Below are 15739 nucleotides of genomic sequence, written 5' to 3'. Positions count from 1 at the left end.
TTTTCTTCTACTTTCCTTAAGAGGTAACAACGGTGGCCAAATTCTTCATCAGTGTTGGCGCAATTCTTGCCGCCTTGGGCGTCATTTTAGGTGCTTTCGGCGCCCATGGGCTGCGGGCCAAACTCGAGCCTCGGATGCTGGAAGTTTGGCAAACGGGCGTCGAATACCACATGTATCATGCCTTGGGTCTTATTTTAATTGGCATAATTTCTCACTGGATAGGCGGCGGCAGCTTAATCAAATGGTCAGGAATCTTAATGTTCATCGGCATTTTGCTTTTCTCTGGCAGTCTTTATCTATTGGCGTTCACCAAATTGGGCTGGTTAGGCGCGGTTACCCCCTTCGGTGGCACCGCCTTTATTATTGCTTGGATATTGCTCGCTGTGGCCCTGCTGCGAACCGGTTAAGACATCAGGAATAATCCGGGCAATATCAGCTATCTAGCGTTTATCCCAATCGCGTCGATACTGGACCTCTCACAAACGCCAGAGCCCGCCTTGCCTATTTCCCTCCCCCATTGAACCGGTAACCGGGTGATACGGTCCGATAGCATAGAGCCTAACAGGAGAGAGACTTCTCGTGTTTAAACGTCACCAAAAAATCGAAATGCCCACGGCTGAAGAAGCACTGCCGGGCCGAACAGAAAAAATGCCAGTGCCAGAACGGCATTATGTCAGTGGTCACCCGCTCCTACCTCCCTTTCCCAAGGGTATGGAACAAGCCCTATTTGGGATGGGCTGTTTTTGGGGCGCGGAGCGCAAATTTTGGCAAACAGAAGGAGTTTATACCACTGCGGTAGGGTATGCAGGCGGGCATACGCCCAATCCCACCTATGAGCAAGTATGCACGGGGATGACCGGACACACCGAGGTGGTGTTAGTGGTCTACGATCCCCAGGTGGTCAGCTACGCCTCACTGCTTAGGATTTTTTGGGAATCCCACGACCCTACCCAAGGTATGCGTCAGGGAAATGATCTCGGCACCCAGTATCGCTCCGCCGTCTATATTTATAACGACAAGCAGAAAATGGCGGTAGAATCCTCGAAGAAGATCTACGAAGACAAACTGCAAGAAGCCGGCTATGGCCCAATCTCCACCGAAATTCGCCCAGCACCGGAATTTTATTACGCCGAGCCTTCTCATCAGCAATATTTGGCCAAAAACCCACACGGATATTGTGGGATTGGCGGCACTGGAGTCAGCTGCCCCCTTTAAACACTATTATTCAGGAAATGGAGTGCCTTATCGCCTATTGCCGGGCGGGTTTCGAGGGCGAGTGTGCAGCAGAACTCCAGGCCCAGACTACGGAGCAAGGCTTAGCCGGTTATGCTCGCGCCAAACCCGGCACCGGATATGTAGTCTTCACCCTATATGAAAAGGGCGCAGCGCAACAATTCACCGATCGGATAAGTCTTCTCGACCTGGTTTTCGCCCGCCAGCTTTTCGTCTCCAGCGGCCTATTGAAGGATTTACCAATCACTGATCGCGTAACACCCATTGCGGCCGCCCTGGAAAGCCAGTGTGAACAATTCTCCGAGATTTGGGTAGAGACCGCCGATACCAACGAGTCCAAGGCATTATTGACCTTTTGCCGCAAATTTTCCAAGCCCTTGCGTAGCATGCTAGAGCAACGGGGCAAAGTGGACCCCGGAAATGCGACCGCACCCCGAGCACATGTTTTTTTCCTCAGCTCGGTCGCCGCCTATCCCGGCATTTCCTCTCCCTCCCATTCATCACCCTGGTTCATGGGTATTCCCCGCTTGAGGTGCCCAGCCAACGCCCCTAGCCGCGCTACCCTGAAACTAGAGGAGGCCTGGCAGGTATTTTTGACTCCAAAGCAGCGGCAGGAGCGCCTCCAACCAGGAATGCAGGCGGTAGATTTGGGGGCCGCGCCAGGGGGCTGGACCTGGCAGTTTGTGCGTCGAGGAATCCGGGTAACGGCGGTGGACAATGGCGCATTAGCACCTTCATTAATGGAATCTGGCCTGGTAGAGCACCGGCAGGCGGATGCATTTCGTTACGCACCCCGGCATTTTGCGGACTGGATGGTCTGCGATATGGTGGAGCAGCCACGCCGTGTAGCCCAGCTTGCAGCTCAATGGCTAGCCCAAGGATGGTGCCGACAATGCATATTCAATCTGAAACTTCCAATGAAAAAACGTTACCATGAGGTGCAGATCTGTACGGCCTTGATGGCCGAGACCTTAAGCAGGGCGGGGATTCCCTATGAACTTTCCTTCAAGCAGCTCTATCATGACCGGGAGGAAGTGACCGGCTATCTCCGCCGTAAAGACAAGCGCTATCAATCTAAAGCCCTCTCTCCTAAAAAGAAAACCACGGTACAATAAGCCTCTCAGCCGTTCGGAAAGGGGTCTATAAATGCCATCACAGCCGTTGTGGGTTTTACCGAAAGCTTTGCTTTGCTTGCTGCTGCTTACGCTATCTGCTTATGCTGAAACTAACAGGGAAACACCCTCCTATCAAAAGCATATTTTCCCCATCTTTGAACAAAAATGTGTTGCTTGCCACAGTTGTTATGATGCTCCTTGTCAGCTCAAACTGAAAACCAGTAAAGGCTTGGATCGTGGCGCCAGTAAGCAACCCGTCTATAACGGCATTCGCACTGAAGCTGTCGAACCGACCCGCTTAACCATTGATGCCAATAGCACCGCAGGCTGGCGTGATAAAGGCTTCTTCTCAGTTATTGATGGCACCGAGGGGCCAGAAACATCATTGCTTTATCGAATGTTGTTGCTGGGCCGAAGCCAATCTTTTGAGCCCAACAGCAAGCTGCCAGAGGATATCAAGCTAGGACTTAAGCGGGAAAATGTCTGTCCCACATCAGAAGAGTTCAACGATTACGCCAAACACCACCCCTATGAGGGCATGCCGTTGGCAACCACCGGCCTGACTGATGAGGAACTGACAACTATTCGGCGCTGGCTCCAGGCAGGCGCACCCCAGGAGCCTCCAAAAATTAATTTGTCAGAGGCGGAACAAAGCGCCATTAATCAGTGGGAAGCGCTACTGAATAAGAAAGACAATCGCAGCCGCTTAGTGGCCCGTTGGCTCTATGAGCATCTATTTCTGGCCCATCTATATTTTGAGGACCATGCCGATAAGCAACATTTTTTTGAACTGGTACGCTCCTATACCCCACCAGGGGAGCCCATTAAAATAGTAGCGACCCGCCGTCCCAACGATGCCCCCAAAAATCCATTTTGGTATCGTCTACGTCCATTGATCGGGACCATTGTGCATAAATCCCATATCACTTATCCACTCAGTGAAAAAAAACTCAATCGGGTTAACAAGCTTTTCTTTAGCGATAGCTGGCGAGTGGAACAATTACCCGATTATAGTGACGAAGGTGCCGCCAATCCATTTGCTACCTTTGCCGCCATTCCTCCTCGCGCCCGCTATCAATTCATGCTAGATAATGCAGAATATTTTGTCCGCACCTTTATTCGTGGTCCCGTTTGTCGCGGCCAGTTTGCCACCGATGTCATTCGCGATCATTTCTGGACTTTCTTTCAGGATCCAGATCATGATCTCTACCTTACCGACGATGACTACCAAGCCAAAATAACCCCTTTATTGACAACTCCCGGCCAGAATGGAGACTTACTGTCGATGGGGCCACAATGGCTATCCTATCAAGACAAACGTAACAATTACCTAGGATTTCGACAACAAGCTTATCTGAAAACAAAACCACAAGGGCCTTCCCTAAAAGATATTTGGAACGGTGATGGCCATAACAGCAATGCCGCTCTGACCGTCTTCCGACACTTTGATAATTCTTCAGTAAAACGCGGGTTGCTTGGTGCTTTTCCTAAAACTGTATGGATCATGGACTATCCGCTATTTGAGCGTAGTTACTATGAATTAGTGGTTAATTTCGATGTTTTTGGGAATGTCTCTCACCAACTTCAAACCCGGCTTTATTTCGATCTTATCCGAAACGGGGCTGAACAAAATTTTCTACGCTGGTTACCTCCCCAATCACGGGAGCAATACCTCAATGACTGGTATCAAGACACAGGTCAATTAAAATTATTCCTGTCTTATGCAAGTATAGACAAAACATCGCCAACGGCGGTTGCCTTCCATAGTCAGTATCCTAAAAAAGAATTTCTAAAACAACTACTCCCTTATCTTGGAGCTATCGCTGGTCCGAAAGATGTCATCAACCGTTGCAGCAAAAAAGAATGTCGCCGCACCGGCTCCTCCCTATTCGCGCAACGGGTTGACAAAGCTCTCACCATACTGGTAGGGCCTACCGCAAAAGATCTACCCGTGATTAATTTCTTACCCGAGATGAGTCTACTGTGTATTTATAGCGAACAGGGTGAACGCGAAATTTATTCTCTTGTCCGTAACCGGATGCATACCAACGTGGCATTCATTGCCGGTGAAAAATTGCGCTATTTACCTGAACGGGATACCCTCACCATCTCTCCAGGCATACTGGGTAGCTATCCCAATTTTGCTTTCAATATAGCGGAGAAAGAACTAGGCGATTTTGTTTCAGCCTTAAATAGTAGCAAAGATGAAGAAAGTTTTACCCAAATTATTGAGCGCTGGGGTATTCGCCGCACCCATGAAGATTTTTGGTCTCTGGTGAGTGATTTCACCTTCTATCTGGAAGAAACTCTACCCCTTGAAGCAGGTATTCTAGATTTAAATCGCTACCAGAATTTGTGATTCTTTAAAGTATAGGGTTAAAATGCCTAAGTTCACTCAACTTACATCAATACTTCTATTCTCAGAAAAGGTAAGGTCATCCAGGTGAACGAGCAATCCCCCAAAGCACAATATAACGCGAACAAACTCCAGAAGAGATTGCGCCGCCTCGTAGGCCAAGCTATCGAGGATTTCAATATGATTGAGGCTAAAGATCGGGTGATGGTCTGTCTATCGGGAGGCAAGGATAGCTACGCCCTACTCGACATACTCCTCAATCTACAGAAACATGCGCCGGTGGATTTCGAGTTAATTGCCGTTAATCTTGACCAAAAGCAACCGGGTTTCCCAGAGCATATCCTCCCTCAATACTTAGAGTCCTTAGGCGTACCTTACCAAATTGTGGAGCGGGATACCTACAGCGTAGTCAAACGGGTCATTCCCGAGGGAAAAACCACCTGTTCCCTATGCTCGCGCCTGCGACGGGGCATCCTATACGGAACCGCCGAAGAACTGGGGGCAACCAAAATCGCTCTAGGCCATCACCGAGATGACATCCTCGAAACCCTTTTTCTCAATATGTTCCATGGCGGGACTCTCAAAGGCATGCCACCGAAATTGCTCAGCGATGATGGGAAACATATCGTGATCCGCCCTTTAGCTTACTGCCGGGAAAAAGATCTGGAGGTCTACGCTAAAATTAAAGCCTTCCCTATTATCCCTTGTAACCTCTGTGGCTCTCAGGCAAACCTCCAACGCCAAGCTATCAAGGAAATGATGAAAACCTGGGACAGACAATTTCCCGGGCGCCTTGAGACCATGTTCCGGGCTCTACAGAATGTCAAACCTTCCCATTTGGCCGATTCTACTCTTTATGACTTTAAAGGACTTCGGAAACAAGGGACCCCCTTTCCAGAGGGCGATAAAGCTTTTGATGAAGAAATTTTTTTAGAATCTCAAGAAAAATCGCTGTCGTTTAACAGGGGCAGAGCACAAGCATTAAAAATCAAATAAGTACTCGCCATCCCTGGCAAATAGCATTAGGCGCCACCAGAATTTGATTTTAAGGCGATTATCCCTCTAAATGGCTTAATAAACCACATACAAGAGGACGCATTCCATGATTGGTTAAAAAATTCCGGGAGCTAACGAAATTAACGCGAATTTCTCGTATGCTGGGGTTTGAAGCAGAAGGCGGATAGAGATAGCTCAATAGCAAGCGGAGGTAAGCTAACACCTCACCGTGCTCAAACACTCGGTCAATGGCTAGTCCAAAGGCATTAGGGGTGCGGATCTCTTCGTCCACGCTGTACCAACCAGTCACTGGTGATGGATTAAAGGCAAAGACCTGGGAGACCCTTGGAACTTCAGGGTGCAAAGGTAAAGAATAAGCAAATTGCTGTGCCAAACCACCACCCAGCGAATGACCGCATGAGACAATAGAAACGTCTCTCGAGTGGTATCCCCGCCGAATGAATTCCCCCACAAATTCATCCCCGAATTTTTTTGCCACTATCGTATATTGGTCCTCGTAAAAAGGAACGAAATGCTGAACCCCTCTCCAAAACCATCGTAAATTGGAGCGCCAATCACGCCAACTTTCGAATTGAGTCCCCTTAAAAATCACCGTGATTGTTCTCTTGCCAGACAACATCTTTTCCCATACCTCCATGTATAATCCCGTCTTTTCAGCTTCCTCGGCTAAATCTCGACTTGGAAAGTCGCCCCAGAACATCCAACCAGGCAAAGACAGCCGCCCCCTTTCACCAGGTGCGCAGGCGACCTTATAATCACTTGGACCCTGGCCCGGCACTGCCACTCCGTTCCTCAATGGAGATCTCCATCCGTTACCATCTTTTACCCAATCACCCGAATAAATATTCTCGCTGAGAACAGCGGATTCCCAGAGGGTCTCGGCTAAGGCCTTGAACTCAAGGCCTTGCTTAGTTTGGTAAGTTCTGCTGCCGGGTTCACGGATAAACACCTCATCACTCCGTTGGCCAAATTTTTTAGAATTAATATCCTCGCTCATGTCCTGTTCCCCTTTTACTGTATTATAACTAAACCAGTTTCCATGGCTGAACCGGCAGAACAGACAGAATAGGTAAATTTGCCCGAACCCCCGGATTGGTATATTTTAGTACTAACTCACTGAAATTATTAAGCCTCAAGAGGTTGCGAAACAGAATTAAATTGCCTATTTTTATGGATTATATAGGATAAACCCAAGGCCCCCGAGGAAACCTTTATGTATTTCAAACAATTTTATTTAGGATGCCTTGCCCATGCATCCTATCTGATTGGAGATGAACAGACCAAAACGGCGATCATTGTGGACCCGCAACGGGATATTGACCAATATCTCCAGGAATCTCAAGAACAAGGCTTTACTATTCGCCATGTTTTTCTAACCCATTTTCATGCAGATTTTATTGCCGGCCATATTGAACTTCGAGACCAGACAGGCGCAAAAATTTATTTGGGTGCACGCGCTGATGCCGATTATGAATTTACCCCAGTCAAAGATGGCGAGATCTTGGATTTTGGCAAAGTCCGCATCAAAATTTTTGAAACGCCCGGTCACACACCAGAGGGAATTTCTCTTGTTGTCTATGACTTAGAGAAAGACCCGGCCATTCCCTATGGGGTACTTACTGGAGATACTCTTTTCATCGGTGATGTCGGCCGTCCTGATCTGCTGGCATCGTTTGGTGTCACGGCAGAGGAACTGGCAGCGGATCTCTACGACTCCCTTCACAACAAATTGCTGCAATTACCCGACAAAACCCTGGTCTATCCTGCCCATGGAGCAGGTTCAATGTGCGGAAGGAATCTAAGCACGGATACTGTTTCCACTCTGGGCGTTCAACGCCAGTATAACTATGCCCTGCAGCCCATGAGTCAAGAGGATTTCATCAAGCTCGTCACTTCTAACCAACCGGAAGCACCACAATATTTTTCTTATGACGCCATCCTCAACCGTAAAGAGCGACCCACTTTAGAAGAGGCATTAGAAACGGAAATACAACCCCTTTCCTTGGAAGAAGTCCTCAAACAGAAAGATACTGGAGCACAACTGTTGGATGTGCGCGATGCCGCAGACTTTGCAGGCTCACACCTAGCCGATAGCCTCAACATCGGCTTAGGCGGGTCCTTTGCTACCTGGGCGGGGACCTTACTGGATCGAACCCAGCCCATCATTATCATTGCAGAACCTGGCCGGGAAAGAGAGGCGGCAATGCGGCTTGGGCGAATTGGTTTTGATAGTGTTGCAGGCTATCTTAAAGGTGGGATGCAAGCATTGGATAAACATCCTGACCTTGTGCGCCGGACAGAGCGTATCACGGCCCCCACATTATCTGAGAAACTTTCCGCAGCGACCCCTCCTCTTGTTCTCGATGTCCGCACGGAGAAAGAATGGAAGGAGAGTCGGATTGGGGAGAGTCTTAACATTCCTTTGAATAAACTTGAAGAACAGATTGATAAAATTCCCCAGGATAAAGAAATTGTAGTCCATTGTGGATCAGGTTACCGCTCATCAATTGCAGCGAGCCTAATGCAAAAGCATGGAATAGCTAATTTGTTGGATCTTGTCGGAGGATTTGGGGCCTGGAAAAAATGTTGTCCTGATAAAATCACCACCTAACCAGGCAGAAAAGTTCATTGTGAGAGGCTCAGATCTCAGGAAGCGATTTAAGATTTTCCTGAGATCTGAGAAAACTCAAACCATTACTATAAAAACAAACATTTACGATTCATTTAAAAATCTTTCTGCTAAGTAACTACGCTGACTTGGACGCGCAAACTCATACTTAGCAACCGGATAGAAATTCCGGTAATCCTTAAAGTACATATAATGGAAAATGCGAATGGAATCCGCCAAAATCTCTATCCAGTTAAAAGAGTTTTTTTCCTGTTCACGTGCTACGCCACGCCGCGAAGTACTCGTGCCGCATTGGGCAATAATGATACCATGCTCCCGATCTTCCCCCGGATAAACATCCAATGAGTTGCCGACATAAGCACGGTGTAAATGACCCGCCAGGATAAGATCAACCTTTAGCTGGGTGAAAAGATCCAGCGCCCGTTTGGCCTTAGGCATCACTTCGCCGCCTTTATAGTCCGGTGCTGGCGCAAAATGATGATGGGCTACCACAATCCGCACGGCTTCCGCCGGGGCTTCCGTAAACGCTTTAGCACAGAAAGCCAATTGCTTCCGATGAATCCGACCATTAGTGATAGCAAAATAAGGGTTAGTGGAGTCTAATCCCACAATGACAGCCTTATTTTGATGTAATACGGTATCGCGCTGCTCAGAAATATAACGGCGATAGAGTTCGTAGGGCTGAAATAACCGTTCAAAAATTCGATAAAGAGGGATATCGTGGTTCCCAGGAACAACCACCTGAGGTATTGATGGCATAAGGTCCAAATAAGCACGGGCGGCCCTAAACTCCTGTGCTTTAGCCCGCTGAGTAAGATCACCGCTAACCACTAAAAGCTCGGGAGAGAGCTTCTCAATTTTACCCAGTAATGCCTCACCAACTTCGGGTAAAAAAGGCTTTCCAAAGTGAAGATCCGAAATGTGCAAAAGATTCAACATAGGGACTACAGTACTTTACCGTCAAGGCAGCTAGGGAGCATTTCCAACGATAATCAGATGCCTTTCCATATCGGTCACTTGTATTCATTTAGGGATAAAAGCATCTATTACCCCCATTTTGAAACACTTGCACCCAAAGTATAGCAAAGCACTGAATTCATACTAGAAACGGCAGTTAACCGCTTAGAAGCACAGAAAGATCACTCTGAATTCTGCCTTTAGGGTTAATATTAGCTAAACCGCTGAAAAACGCGCTAAGCAAAGAAATTATTGTTCATCTATCCTTTAAGGTCATGAAGAGTGCATCATGGCTTAGTTTTTTTCTTGGCCTTGCCCTAATTACCCTGCTCGCTCTCTGGCAAGATGTGGCAGTTATCGCCCAGCGGCTCACGGCACCAGGGTGGGGTATTCTATGGGTTGCCGTCTTTGCCCTCCCCGATTTGCTATTAAGCTCCGCCTCGTGGCGATTTCTATTTACGCCTAACGGCCATCAACCCACTTATCGCAACACGGTTGCCGCTATGTGGATTGGAACCTCAGTAAATACGGTGTTGCCGGTAGCCTCTGTTGGAGGTGAATGGGTTAAAGCCCGCCTACTAACAAAATGGGCAACGCCTGGTACCTATGCCGCTGCCTCTGTGGTGGTCGACAAAACGGTGCAGGCACTTTCCGTACTGCTAGGGGCCATACTGGGCATGGTATTTCTATTTCTGATTGCGCCCGATCCCCAAATACTATCAGCAGCGCTTTTAGGTTGCGCCCTTCTGGCAATCGGCATCATCGGCTTTGTATTGGCACAGTGCGCCGGTACCTTTGGTTTCCTAGCGCGCCTCCCTGCTAGTATAGCCCGTAGCCCTAAATGGCAATCGCTTGCCAGCAATGCGGTCATTCTAGATACTGCGATTCTAGCCATTTACCGTCAACCTAGCGCTATTCTTCTAGCCAGCGGGGTGCGCCTCCTTTTACGCATTCTCATGGCGGGAGAAGTCTGGCTGGCCGCCTTGTTAATAGGTTACCCGATTAAAATAGAGGAGGCATTAATTTTGACCAGCCTAGGAATGGCCATCCGCAGCGCTGGCTTTGTCATCCCAGGAGGACTAGGCATTCAAGAGGGCGGCTTCATAGCGATTGGAACAATGCTTAATCTACCCCCCCACGTGGCCTTATCAATTTCCCTGGCAACGAGGATTCGCGAACTGATAACTGCATTTCCCGGCCTTCTTGCCTGGCAGTATATAGAAAGCCAGATGCTCTGGCCACGCCTCGCCGCAGCCATTGCCAACCGGAATCGGACACGGAAAATCTGATTTTCACCTCACTCTTGGCAGGACTTAGCTGAGGTCAAGTTGACAGTGGATGAACTCTTGTCCTGGTGTCTGGACTGCTTCGACCTGGAGAGTTTCTGTGCGCCCCTCCTTAATCCCCCCCTGCTTGACTAGATTTTTTTTAATGGCAACTGCACGGGCCTGCCCTAGCTGCTGAAATTGTTTTTCACTGACTGTCTGCGCCTCAATAAGCTGTTCCTGAAGTGCTTTGCGATAGGGAGGTGCCTCCACTGCTAGATAAGGGGAAATAGCTTCTGCACTCGGTCCAGCCCTAGTCCTTGGAGTTCCTGCCTCTATTGGCTGAAGCCCATATCGGGCTCGCTTTTTGTTAAGGGCTTCAATGGAAAACTGTTCTAAATAAAGTTGCTCTAATACCTTTTGCCGAATAAGAGTAACCTCTTTTTCACCAAAAGTGCTCTTTTCCTGTTTAAGCTGGGTAGACAGGATTTCTTCAAATTTTTCTTTTTTCAAAAAATTAGCATCTGTTATCGGGTCGTACCGACCTTGAATTTGTAACCGCAATTCTGGACGCTTCTTTAGGGCTTCTGCCAATTGTAAAAGCTTCTCTTGGGCCGGGGGCAACAATTTGCTACTCCCAGGTTTAAATTCTACAAATTCCAGATCCAACTCCTCAGCACCAACCAAGCCAGCCAAAAATCGAAATGGCGAAGAAATGACCTCTCCAATAAAGCCTACCAAAACCTTGCTCACAAGATGCCCGTAGCTAAATTGAGGGTTATTTAGATTCCCGTCGATAGGCAAATGAACATCAATGATTCCTTGGGGATTCTCAAGTAATGCAATAGCAAGCTTAATAGGCGCCTCAATGGCTTCTGGACTTTCAACTTTCCTGCCTAAATCTAAATTTTCTAGTAGAATCTCATTCTCACCCTTGAGCTGGCCTTCTTTTATCTGGTAGTCAAAGTTAAGCGATAATTTCCCTCCTTCTATGGTGTAACCCATAAATTTCACCGCATAAGGCGTCAGTGCGGTAAGTGCAATATTTCGGAAGAAGGCATTGAACTCTGTGGCTCGGCTTAAAGCAAAGAAATTGACCTTTCCTATCATGCGTGCCATCCCATAGGGCTCCATGTTCCCTTCTAACGAAACATTGGCTCCTTCTTGGGTCGCCGAGGACAGATTCTGAATGTCGCCTTGGAGCGAATGAATACTTGTTGAAAACTCCGATGGCAGGCTTCGATCAGCAAAATTAACTGAAGCTTCTTTAATACGAATTGAGTCAATTACTATCGGGAGGGACGCAGAGTTAGATGGGGGTTGGGTGTCATTTTTTTCTTTTAGGGGTTTTAACATCTCCTTGACATTGATCTTTTGATTCTCATTAATGACCACTTTTCCGTAAGGAGCATCTATTTCTATATCAGCGATTTGGATTCGAGGGGGAAACAGCTCGATCAACATTTGATTAGCTTTCAAAGCATCCCATGCCACAAAACGTTCATCTATAAGGCTATCCTCTGCAGAAAATTGCTGCAGAGCAAGATGACCATTAAATTTAAAATCGGGAGTACCGTTATTCTGAGCGTATTCAATATTTCCCTTAGCTTCCAAATGACCTGAATTCATCTCCATTTTGAGAAAACGGCTTACGTAGGGTTGAAAAGGTAACAACGATAAAGATGTCAAATGAATATTAGCATCAATGGTTGGGGACAACGCCGTAAGATTACCATAGGCTGAGAACAGGCCTTGCTCATTAATGGTAAACTTCAAATTAAAATCAGATGCTAAACCTGGCACTGAACTAATGTCGGTCAGTTGCAGGGCTAGATCGCTGATATCTACCGTCACTGGCGGTTCAATCGTTCGGTCTTGGAAGTTGGCGCTAACGTTTTCAATAATGATATTTTTTATCGCCCCCTGCCAATTCCCGGCTGGAGAATTAACCGTAGAGGCTTTTTCTTCAGTCGTTTTCTTATTTAGTAATTGCTGCCAATTCAACACTCCTTGTTCATTAAGCCAAGCCCGTAAATTCGTTCCAGCCATGTAGATTTGCTCAATTCCTATGATTTTTTCTGGCCATCGTAACTGCCCCCCCGAAATTTTTAATTTCGGCACCGTAAAAATTTCTCTATCGCCTTTATCAGCTTTCAACCCTAATTGGGACAAGGTAGCGGTTGCATTATTCAGGGTCACTTGCAATGGAGCCTCACGGCTATCCAGCATGTAATCCATGCTCGCATCAATCCGTCCGCTGGTGATCTCAAAGGCGACCTGGTCTTGCAGATACCGCCATGGGGTACGGGCCTTGCCTCCCATAAGCTCAAAGTATCCCTTTGAATGTAAAGGATTTAAAGTGATCTCGCCCTTCCAACGAAGAGTTTCCCCCATCTTAGTCACAGCCTCAAAGGAGTAAGACTCCCTATGTTCTGGCAAGGTATTAAATTTCCTTAAATCCACATCAATGGATTCTAGATATTTTTCAAAGGGAGTAGGCTGGCTCCGATCCACAAAATAGGCTTCTCCCTCCGAAATGATGATTTGATTGCTTATCAGTGGCACCCATCCTTTACGCTCTTTTGGAGCTGGTGTTTCAGCTGGCGGCAGTAATTCCACCAGGTTAAGCTGCCCACTTTTGCTAATTTGCAGCTTCAAATAGGGGTTAGTGAGTCGAATCTCTTGGAAGGTCCAAGCCTTGTGAAAGACACTTAAAAGCTCAAAATTGGCATGAAATTGCTTAAAACTGAATAGCTTAGGCTCACCTGGCTGGCGGAGGGAAAAATTATTGACTGTCAGAGTCAGCGCATAAGGGTTAATAATGACTTGCTCCACACTCGCTTCTGCACCTAGCTCTGCCTTTAAGTAATGGACTAGCTGCTTCTCTACTAGGTAGGGAGCAAGGAAAAAACCAGCCAAAGTGTAGAGGAGAAAAACAAGAAATACCCCAATGGCACTATTGCGTACCCATGGTCTCCTGATCCAAGCAGGGAGGTTGCCTGCTCTTGTATGATGGGGAGGTTCTGGCATTAGAGTGAGCTTGACGCAACACTTACAGGTTCCTTAGACGTTCATTTCGATGGCCTTCCGGGGAAGGCCCCCCTGGAGCATTGAAAGAGCGATCGATGGGATCGGGTGGAAAAGAAGAGCTTTGGGTATCCTCGAAGGTGATCACCTGAACGTCGTAATTCATCTGGCAATGAGACTTAAAAAGCTTCTCACCTCCAGCCCCAAACTGCTCGGCGGCAATTTGGGTCAGTAAAGGAACGGCGCCTTGGTCGGATAAATCGCCCAACTCTTGATACTCAGGCGATGAGGCGCAGGTACCACTAGAACCAACGATCAGCACCATCTTACGTTTAACATCCTTATATACATAGATAGAGCTTCCAACACCCTCTGGAGGGCTAATTGTGTCTAGCAAAGCAGCAGTAGCGGGAACTATGAAAAAAGACACCGCCAATCCCATCATTAAACCTATCCCGCGGATAATTTCAGCCATACTGGACAACAACATGTTGCACCTCCTTACGTGTTGAATATGCCTTACTAGGGCAAAGATCAACTTTATCAATCCTAGACAGCAGATACATCTTTCTGACTAAGGATAAACCCTTCTCTTTCTACCCTCAATGGATATTTCCCGGAAGGAGTACAAGGAAGTGCGACGACCCCCTAGCGAGAGTGCGCAGCGCAGCGGAGCATCGAGCGCGAGGGCCGCATTACTTGCTGTCGTCGCCGTATTTGGTTCAGACAGCCGAAAGACTGTAGTCATAACCATCTCCCCTCTGTATTAGTTTGAAATTTTTCCAGTTGGCCGAGATCTTCCCGGCCTTGGCTTTAACATCAAAGGTGCCGCTAGCCCGAATGCTGGCCAGTATCCCAACATGATCGCCAGCGTACTTGCCTTGGGGGTGCGAGAGCCTGACGAGATCACCCGTTTGAAATCCCTTTACTCGCTTACACCGCCCCGCCTTGCCGCGAGGAAAGCCATATTTGTCGGTTCTGACGACTTGCCTTGTTCCGCGCCCCGTGGCTTTGATATGTAGCGCCCGATAACCTTCAGTTATTGTCACTTGCTCAGCGCTTTCGCCAACACATGCCGCGTCTATCCAATGGTCTTTGGTATAGCCTTGGCTGATCCTGTTTTTCTTGGTGCGCCCACCAGACCAAAAAGAAGTCGGCAATCCCACTGACTGAATAGTGCACCCGATGGCGTAGCGGGTAGCATTGACCGCCGCTGCATCTTTTAGAGGCAGCTTGGATTTGGACTGGATCTGGGTATACCCAAACTCGGCCGCCGTTTTGCTGTTCTTTTTTTTGTTGCAGGGCGCGCGGGCCAGGGTTAAATTAGATACCCGATTACTACCCCCCCTCGATCTCGGTATAATATGTTCAACCTCTAGCGGGATATCTTTCTTATTGCAATAAGCGCACTTCCTGTCCCACTTCTCTAGCAGATATTCGCGCACCTCATACCCCATCAACTCGCCCTGCTGATACTCAACGCCGTTAATTTCAGGGTTCTGAATTTTTTGAGTATCAAAGCGCACAGTTTCGATATGACATTCTGAAATGGGAACTCTATCTAGCAGACGATTAAACCAGCTCGAAACGTTTTCAACCCGCGAGTTTAACGATGGCGGCAGCCAACCCTTCGGTTTTGTTCTGTTTATACCAATTTAGCAAAAGGCTGCAATTTATTAAGGTTATAACTGGTTGTTTATACTAAGCCTATACAATGCAAAGTTACGTGAAATTGGTATTAGAAATCGTGGCGCACGATAGCGGGTCTTTCTGCCTCTACGACCTCGGCGCAAACTACGACGACTAGCCAGCCGCTCACGGATGGCGTACCCGCGATGGGTAAGATTGGCGGCCCATAACACCACGCGCCCCTGTTGAGGAAAATTCCCAACTAAAGCCAGCCCGGTTATTTTGCTGCCCGGATCAACCTTAAATTCAACCGGCTGCGGGTTGGGATCAACCCTATATTTCAGGATGATCGTAAATGGCTGCATCCGATAAACCGCGGCCTTCCCGTCTCGCAACAGCCGCCTAGCCCTTGCTGGGCTGCATGGCATCAACGGTTTTCTATCAGTGTCTAATACAAAAACTCTATTCATTAGCTTTCGCTACTCTAAAAGTTAGGGTTCTCTCGCCAATG

General features: G+C 47.7%; 11 protein-coding genes and 1 pseudogene. 7 read left to right on the top strand and 5 right to left on the bottom strand.

Annotated elements, in window-relative coordinates; translation table 11 throughout:
- The first annotated feature begins 32 nt into the window (after window positions 1-32).
- The 5 genes from NHAL_RS14130 to ttcA all read left to right on the top strand — a co-directional run bounded on the left by NHAL_RS14130 (window position 33) and on the right by ttcA (window position 5700).
- The gene (locus NHAL_RS14130; RefSeq protein ID WP_013033830.1) at window positions 33-407 is read left to right on the top strand and encodes a DUF423 domain-containing protein; all 375 of its coding nucleotides are present in this window, start codon (window positions 33-35) and stop codon (window positions 405-407) included.
- A gap of 172 nt (window positions 408-579) precedes the next feature.
- On the top strand, window positions 580-1215 hold the full coding sequence (msrA, locus tag NHAL_RS14125) for a peptide-methionine (S)-S-oxide reductase MsrA (RefSeq protein ID WP_013033829.1): 636 nt from the start codon (window positions 580-582) through the stop codon (window positions 1213-1215).
- 17 nt (window positions 1216-1232) lie between these two features.
- A complete protein-coding gene (gene rlmM / locus NHAL_RS14120; protein WP_013033828.1) occupies window positions 1233-2348 on the top strand; it encodes a 23S rRNA (cytidine(2498)-2'-O)-methyltransferase RlmM in 1116 nt (371 codons plus the stop codon).
- 31 nt (window positions 2349-2379) lie between these two features.
- Window positions 2380-4707: a fatty acid cis/trans isomerase gene (locus tag NHAL_RS14115; protein ID WP_013033827.1), complete on the top strand. Its 2328-nt coding sequence runs from the start codon at window positions 2380-2382 to the stop codon at window positions 4705-4707.
- Between the two features lie 84 nt (window positions 4708-4791).
- Window positions 4792-5700, top strand: a complete 909-nt coding sequence (gene ttcA, locus NHAL_RS14110; RefSeq protein ID WP_013033826.1) for a tRNA 2-thiocytidine(32) synthetase TtcA — start codon at window positions 4792-4794, stop codon at window positions 5698-5700.
- Between the two features lie 58 nt (window positions 5701-5758).
- Here the strand turns inward: ttcA and NHAL_RS14105 are convergent, their stop codons facing one another.
- Window positions 5759-6718 (bottom strand): lipase family protein, encoded by a 960-nt coding sequence (locus tag NHAL_RS14105; protein WP_013033825.1) that lies wholly within the window; start codon window positions 6716-6718, stop codon window positions 5759-5761.
- Window positions 6719-6934: 216 nt separating this feature from the next.
- Between NHAL_RS14105 and NHAL_RS14100 the strand changes: the two genes are divergently transcribed.
- Window positions 6935-8332: an MBL fold metallo-hydrolase gene (locus NHAL_RS14100; RefSeq protein ID WP_013033824.1), complete on the top strand. Its 1398-nt coding sequence runs from the start codon at window positions 6935-6937 to the stop codon at window positions 8330-8332.
- A gap of 102 nt (window positions 8333-8434) precedes the next feature.
- On the opposite strand, the gene NHAL_RS14095 is transcribed toward NHAL_RS14100, so the two are convergent.
- A complete protein-coding gene (locus NHAL_RS14095; RefSeq protein WP_013033823.1) occupies window positions 8435-9289 on the bottom strand; it encodes a metallophosphoesterase family protein in 855 nt (284 codons plus the stop codon).
- Window positions 9290-9582: 293 nt separating this feature from the next.
- Between NHAL_RS14095 and NHAL_RS14090 the strand changes: the two genes are divergently transcribed.
- Window positions 9583-10596, top strand: coding sequence for a lysylphosphatidylglycerol synthase domain-containing protein (locus NHAL_RS14090; RefSeq protein WP_013033822.1), 1014 nt, complete (start codon window positions 9583-9585; stop codon window positions 10594-10596).
- Window positions 10597-10620: 24 nt separating this feature from the next.
- Here the strand turns inward: NHAL_RS14090 and NHAL_RS14085 are convergent, their stop codons facing one another.
- The 3 genes and pseudogenes from NHAL_RS14085 to iscB form a co-directional block, all read right to left on the bottom strand.
- Window positions 10621-13602 carry a DUF748 domain-containing protein gene (locus NHAL_RS14085; protein WP_013033821.1) on the bottom strand — a complete coding sequence of 994 codons (2982 nt, stop codon included), beginning with the start codon at window positions 13600-13602 and terminating at the stop codon, window positions 10621-10623.
- A gap of 22 nt (window positions 13603-13624) precedes the next feature.
- Entirely contained in the window at window positions 13625-14089 is a 465-nt protein-coding gene (locus NHAL_RS14080) for a hypothetical protein (protein WP_013033820.1), read from the bottom strand.
- A 232-nt stretch (window positions 14090-14321) separates the two neighbouring features.
- Window positions 14322-15698: pseudogene (gene iscB, locus NHAL_RS14075) on the bottom strand (RNA-guided endonuclease IscB).
- Between the last annotated feature and the right edge of the window lie 41 nt (window positions 15699-15739).

This window comes from Nitrosococcus halophilus Nc 4 (genome assembly GCF_000024725.1).
GTDB lineage: Bacteria > Pseudomonadota > Gammaproteobacteria > Nitrosococcales > Nitrosococcaceae > Nitrosococcus > Nitrosococcus halophilus.
The sequence above is the reverse complement of the archived record's forward strand: the minus strand, read 5'-3'. Positions and strand labels throughout refer to the sequence as shown.

Coding starts and splice junctions, on each gene's coding strand:
- rlmM (WP_013033828.1), top strand. CDS start 1,233: ATGGAGTGCCTTATCGCCTATTGCCGGGCGGGTTTCGAGGGCGAGTGT.
- NHAL_RS14115 (WP_013033827.1), top strand. CDS start 2,380: ATGCCATCACAGCCGTTGTGGGTTTTACCGAAAGCTTTGCTTTGCTTG.
- NHAL_RS14105 (WP_013033825.1), bottom strand. CDS start 6,718: ATGAGCGAGGATATTAATTCTAAAAAATTTGGCCAACGGAGTGATGAG.
- NHAL_RS14100 (WP_013033824.1), top strand. CDS start 6,935: ATGTATTTCAAACAATTTTATTTAGGATGCCTTGCCCATGCATCCTAT.
- NHAL_RS14095 (WP_013033823.1), bottom strand. CDS start 9,289: ATGTTGAATCTTTTGCACATTTCGGATCTTCACTTTGGAAAGCCTTTT.
- NHAL_RS14090 (WP_013033822.1), top strand. CDS start 9,583: ATGAAGAGTGCATCATGGCTTAGTTTTTTTCTTGGCCTTGCCCTAATT.
- NHAL_RS14085 (WP_013033821.1), bottom strand. CDS start 13,602: ATGCCAGAACCTCCCCATCATACAAGAGCAGGCAACCTCCCTGCTTGG.
- NHAL_RS14080 (WP_013033820.1), bottom strand. CDS start 14,089: ATGTTGTTGTCCAGTATGGCTGAAATTATCCGCGGGATAGGTTTAATG.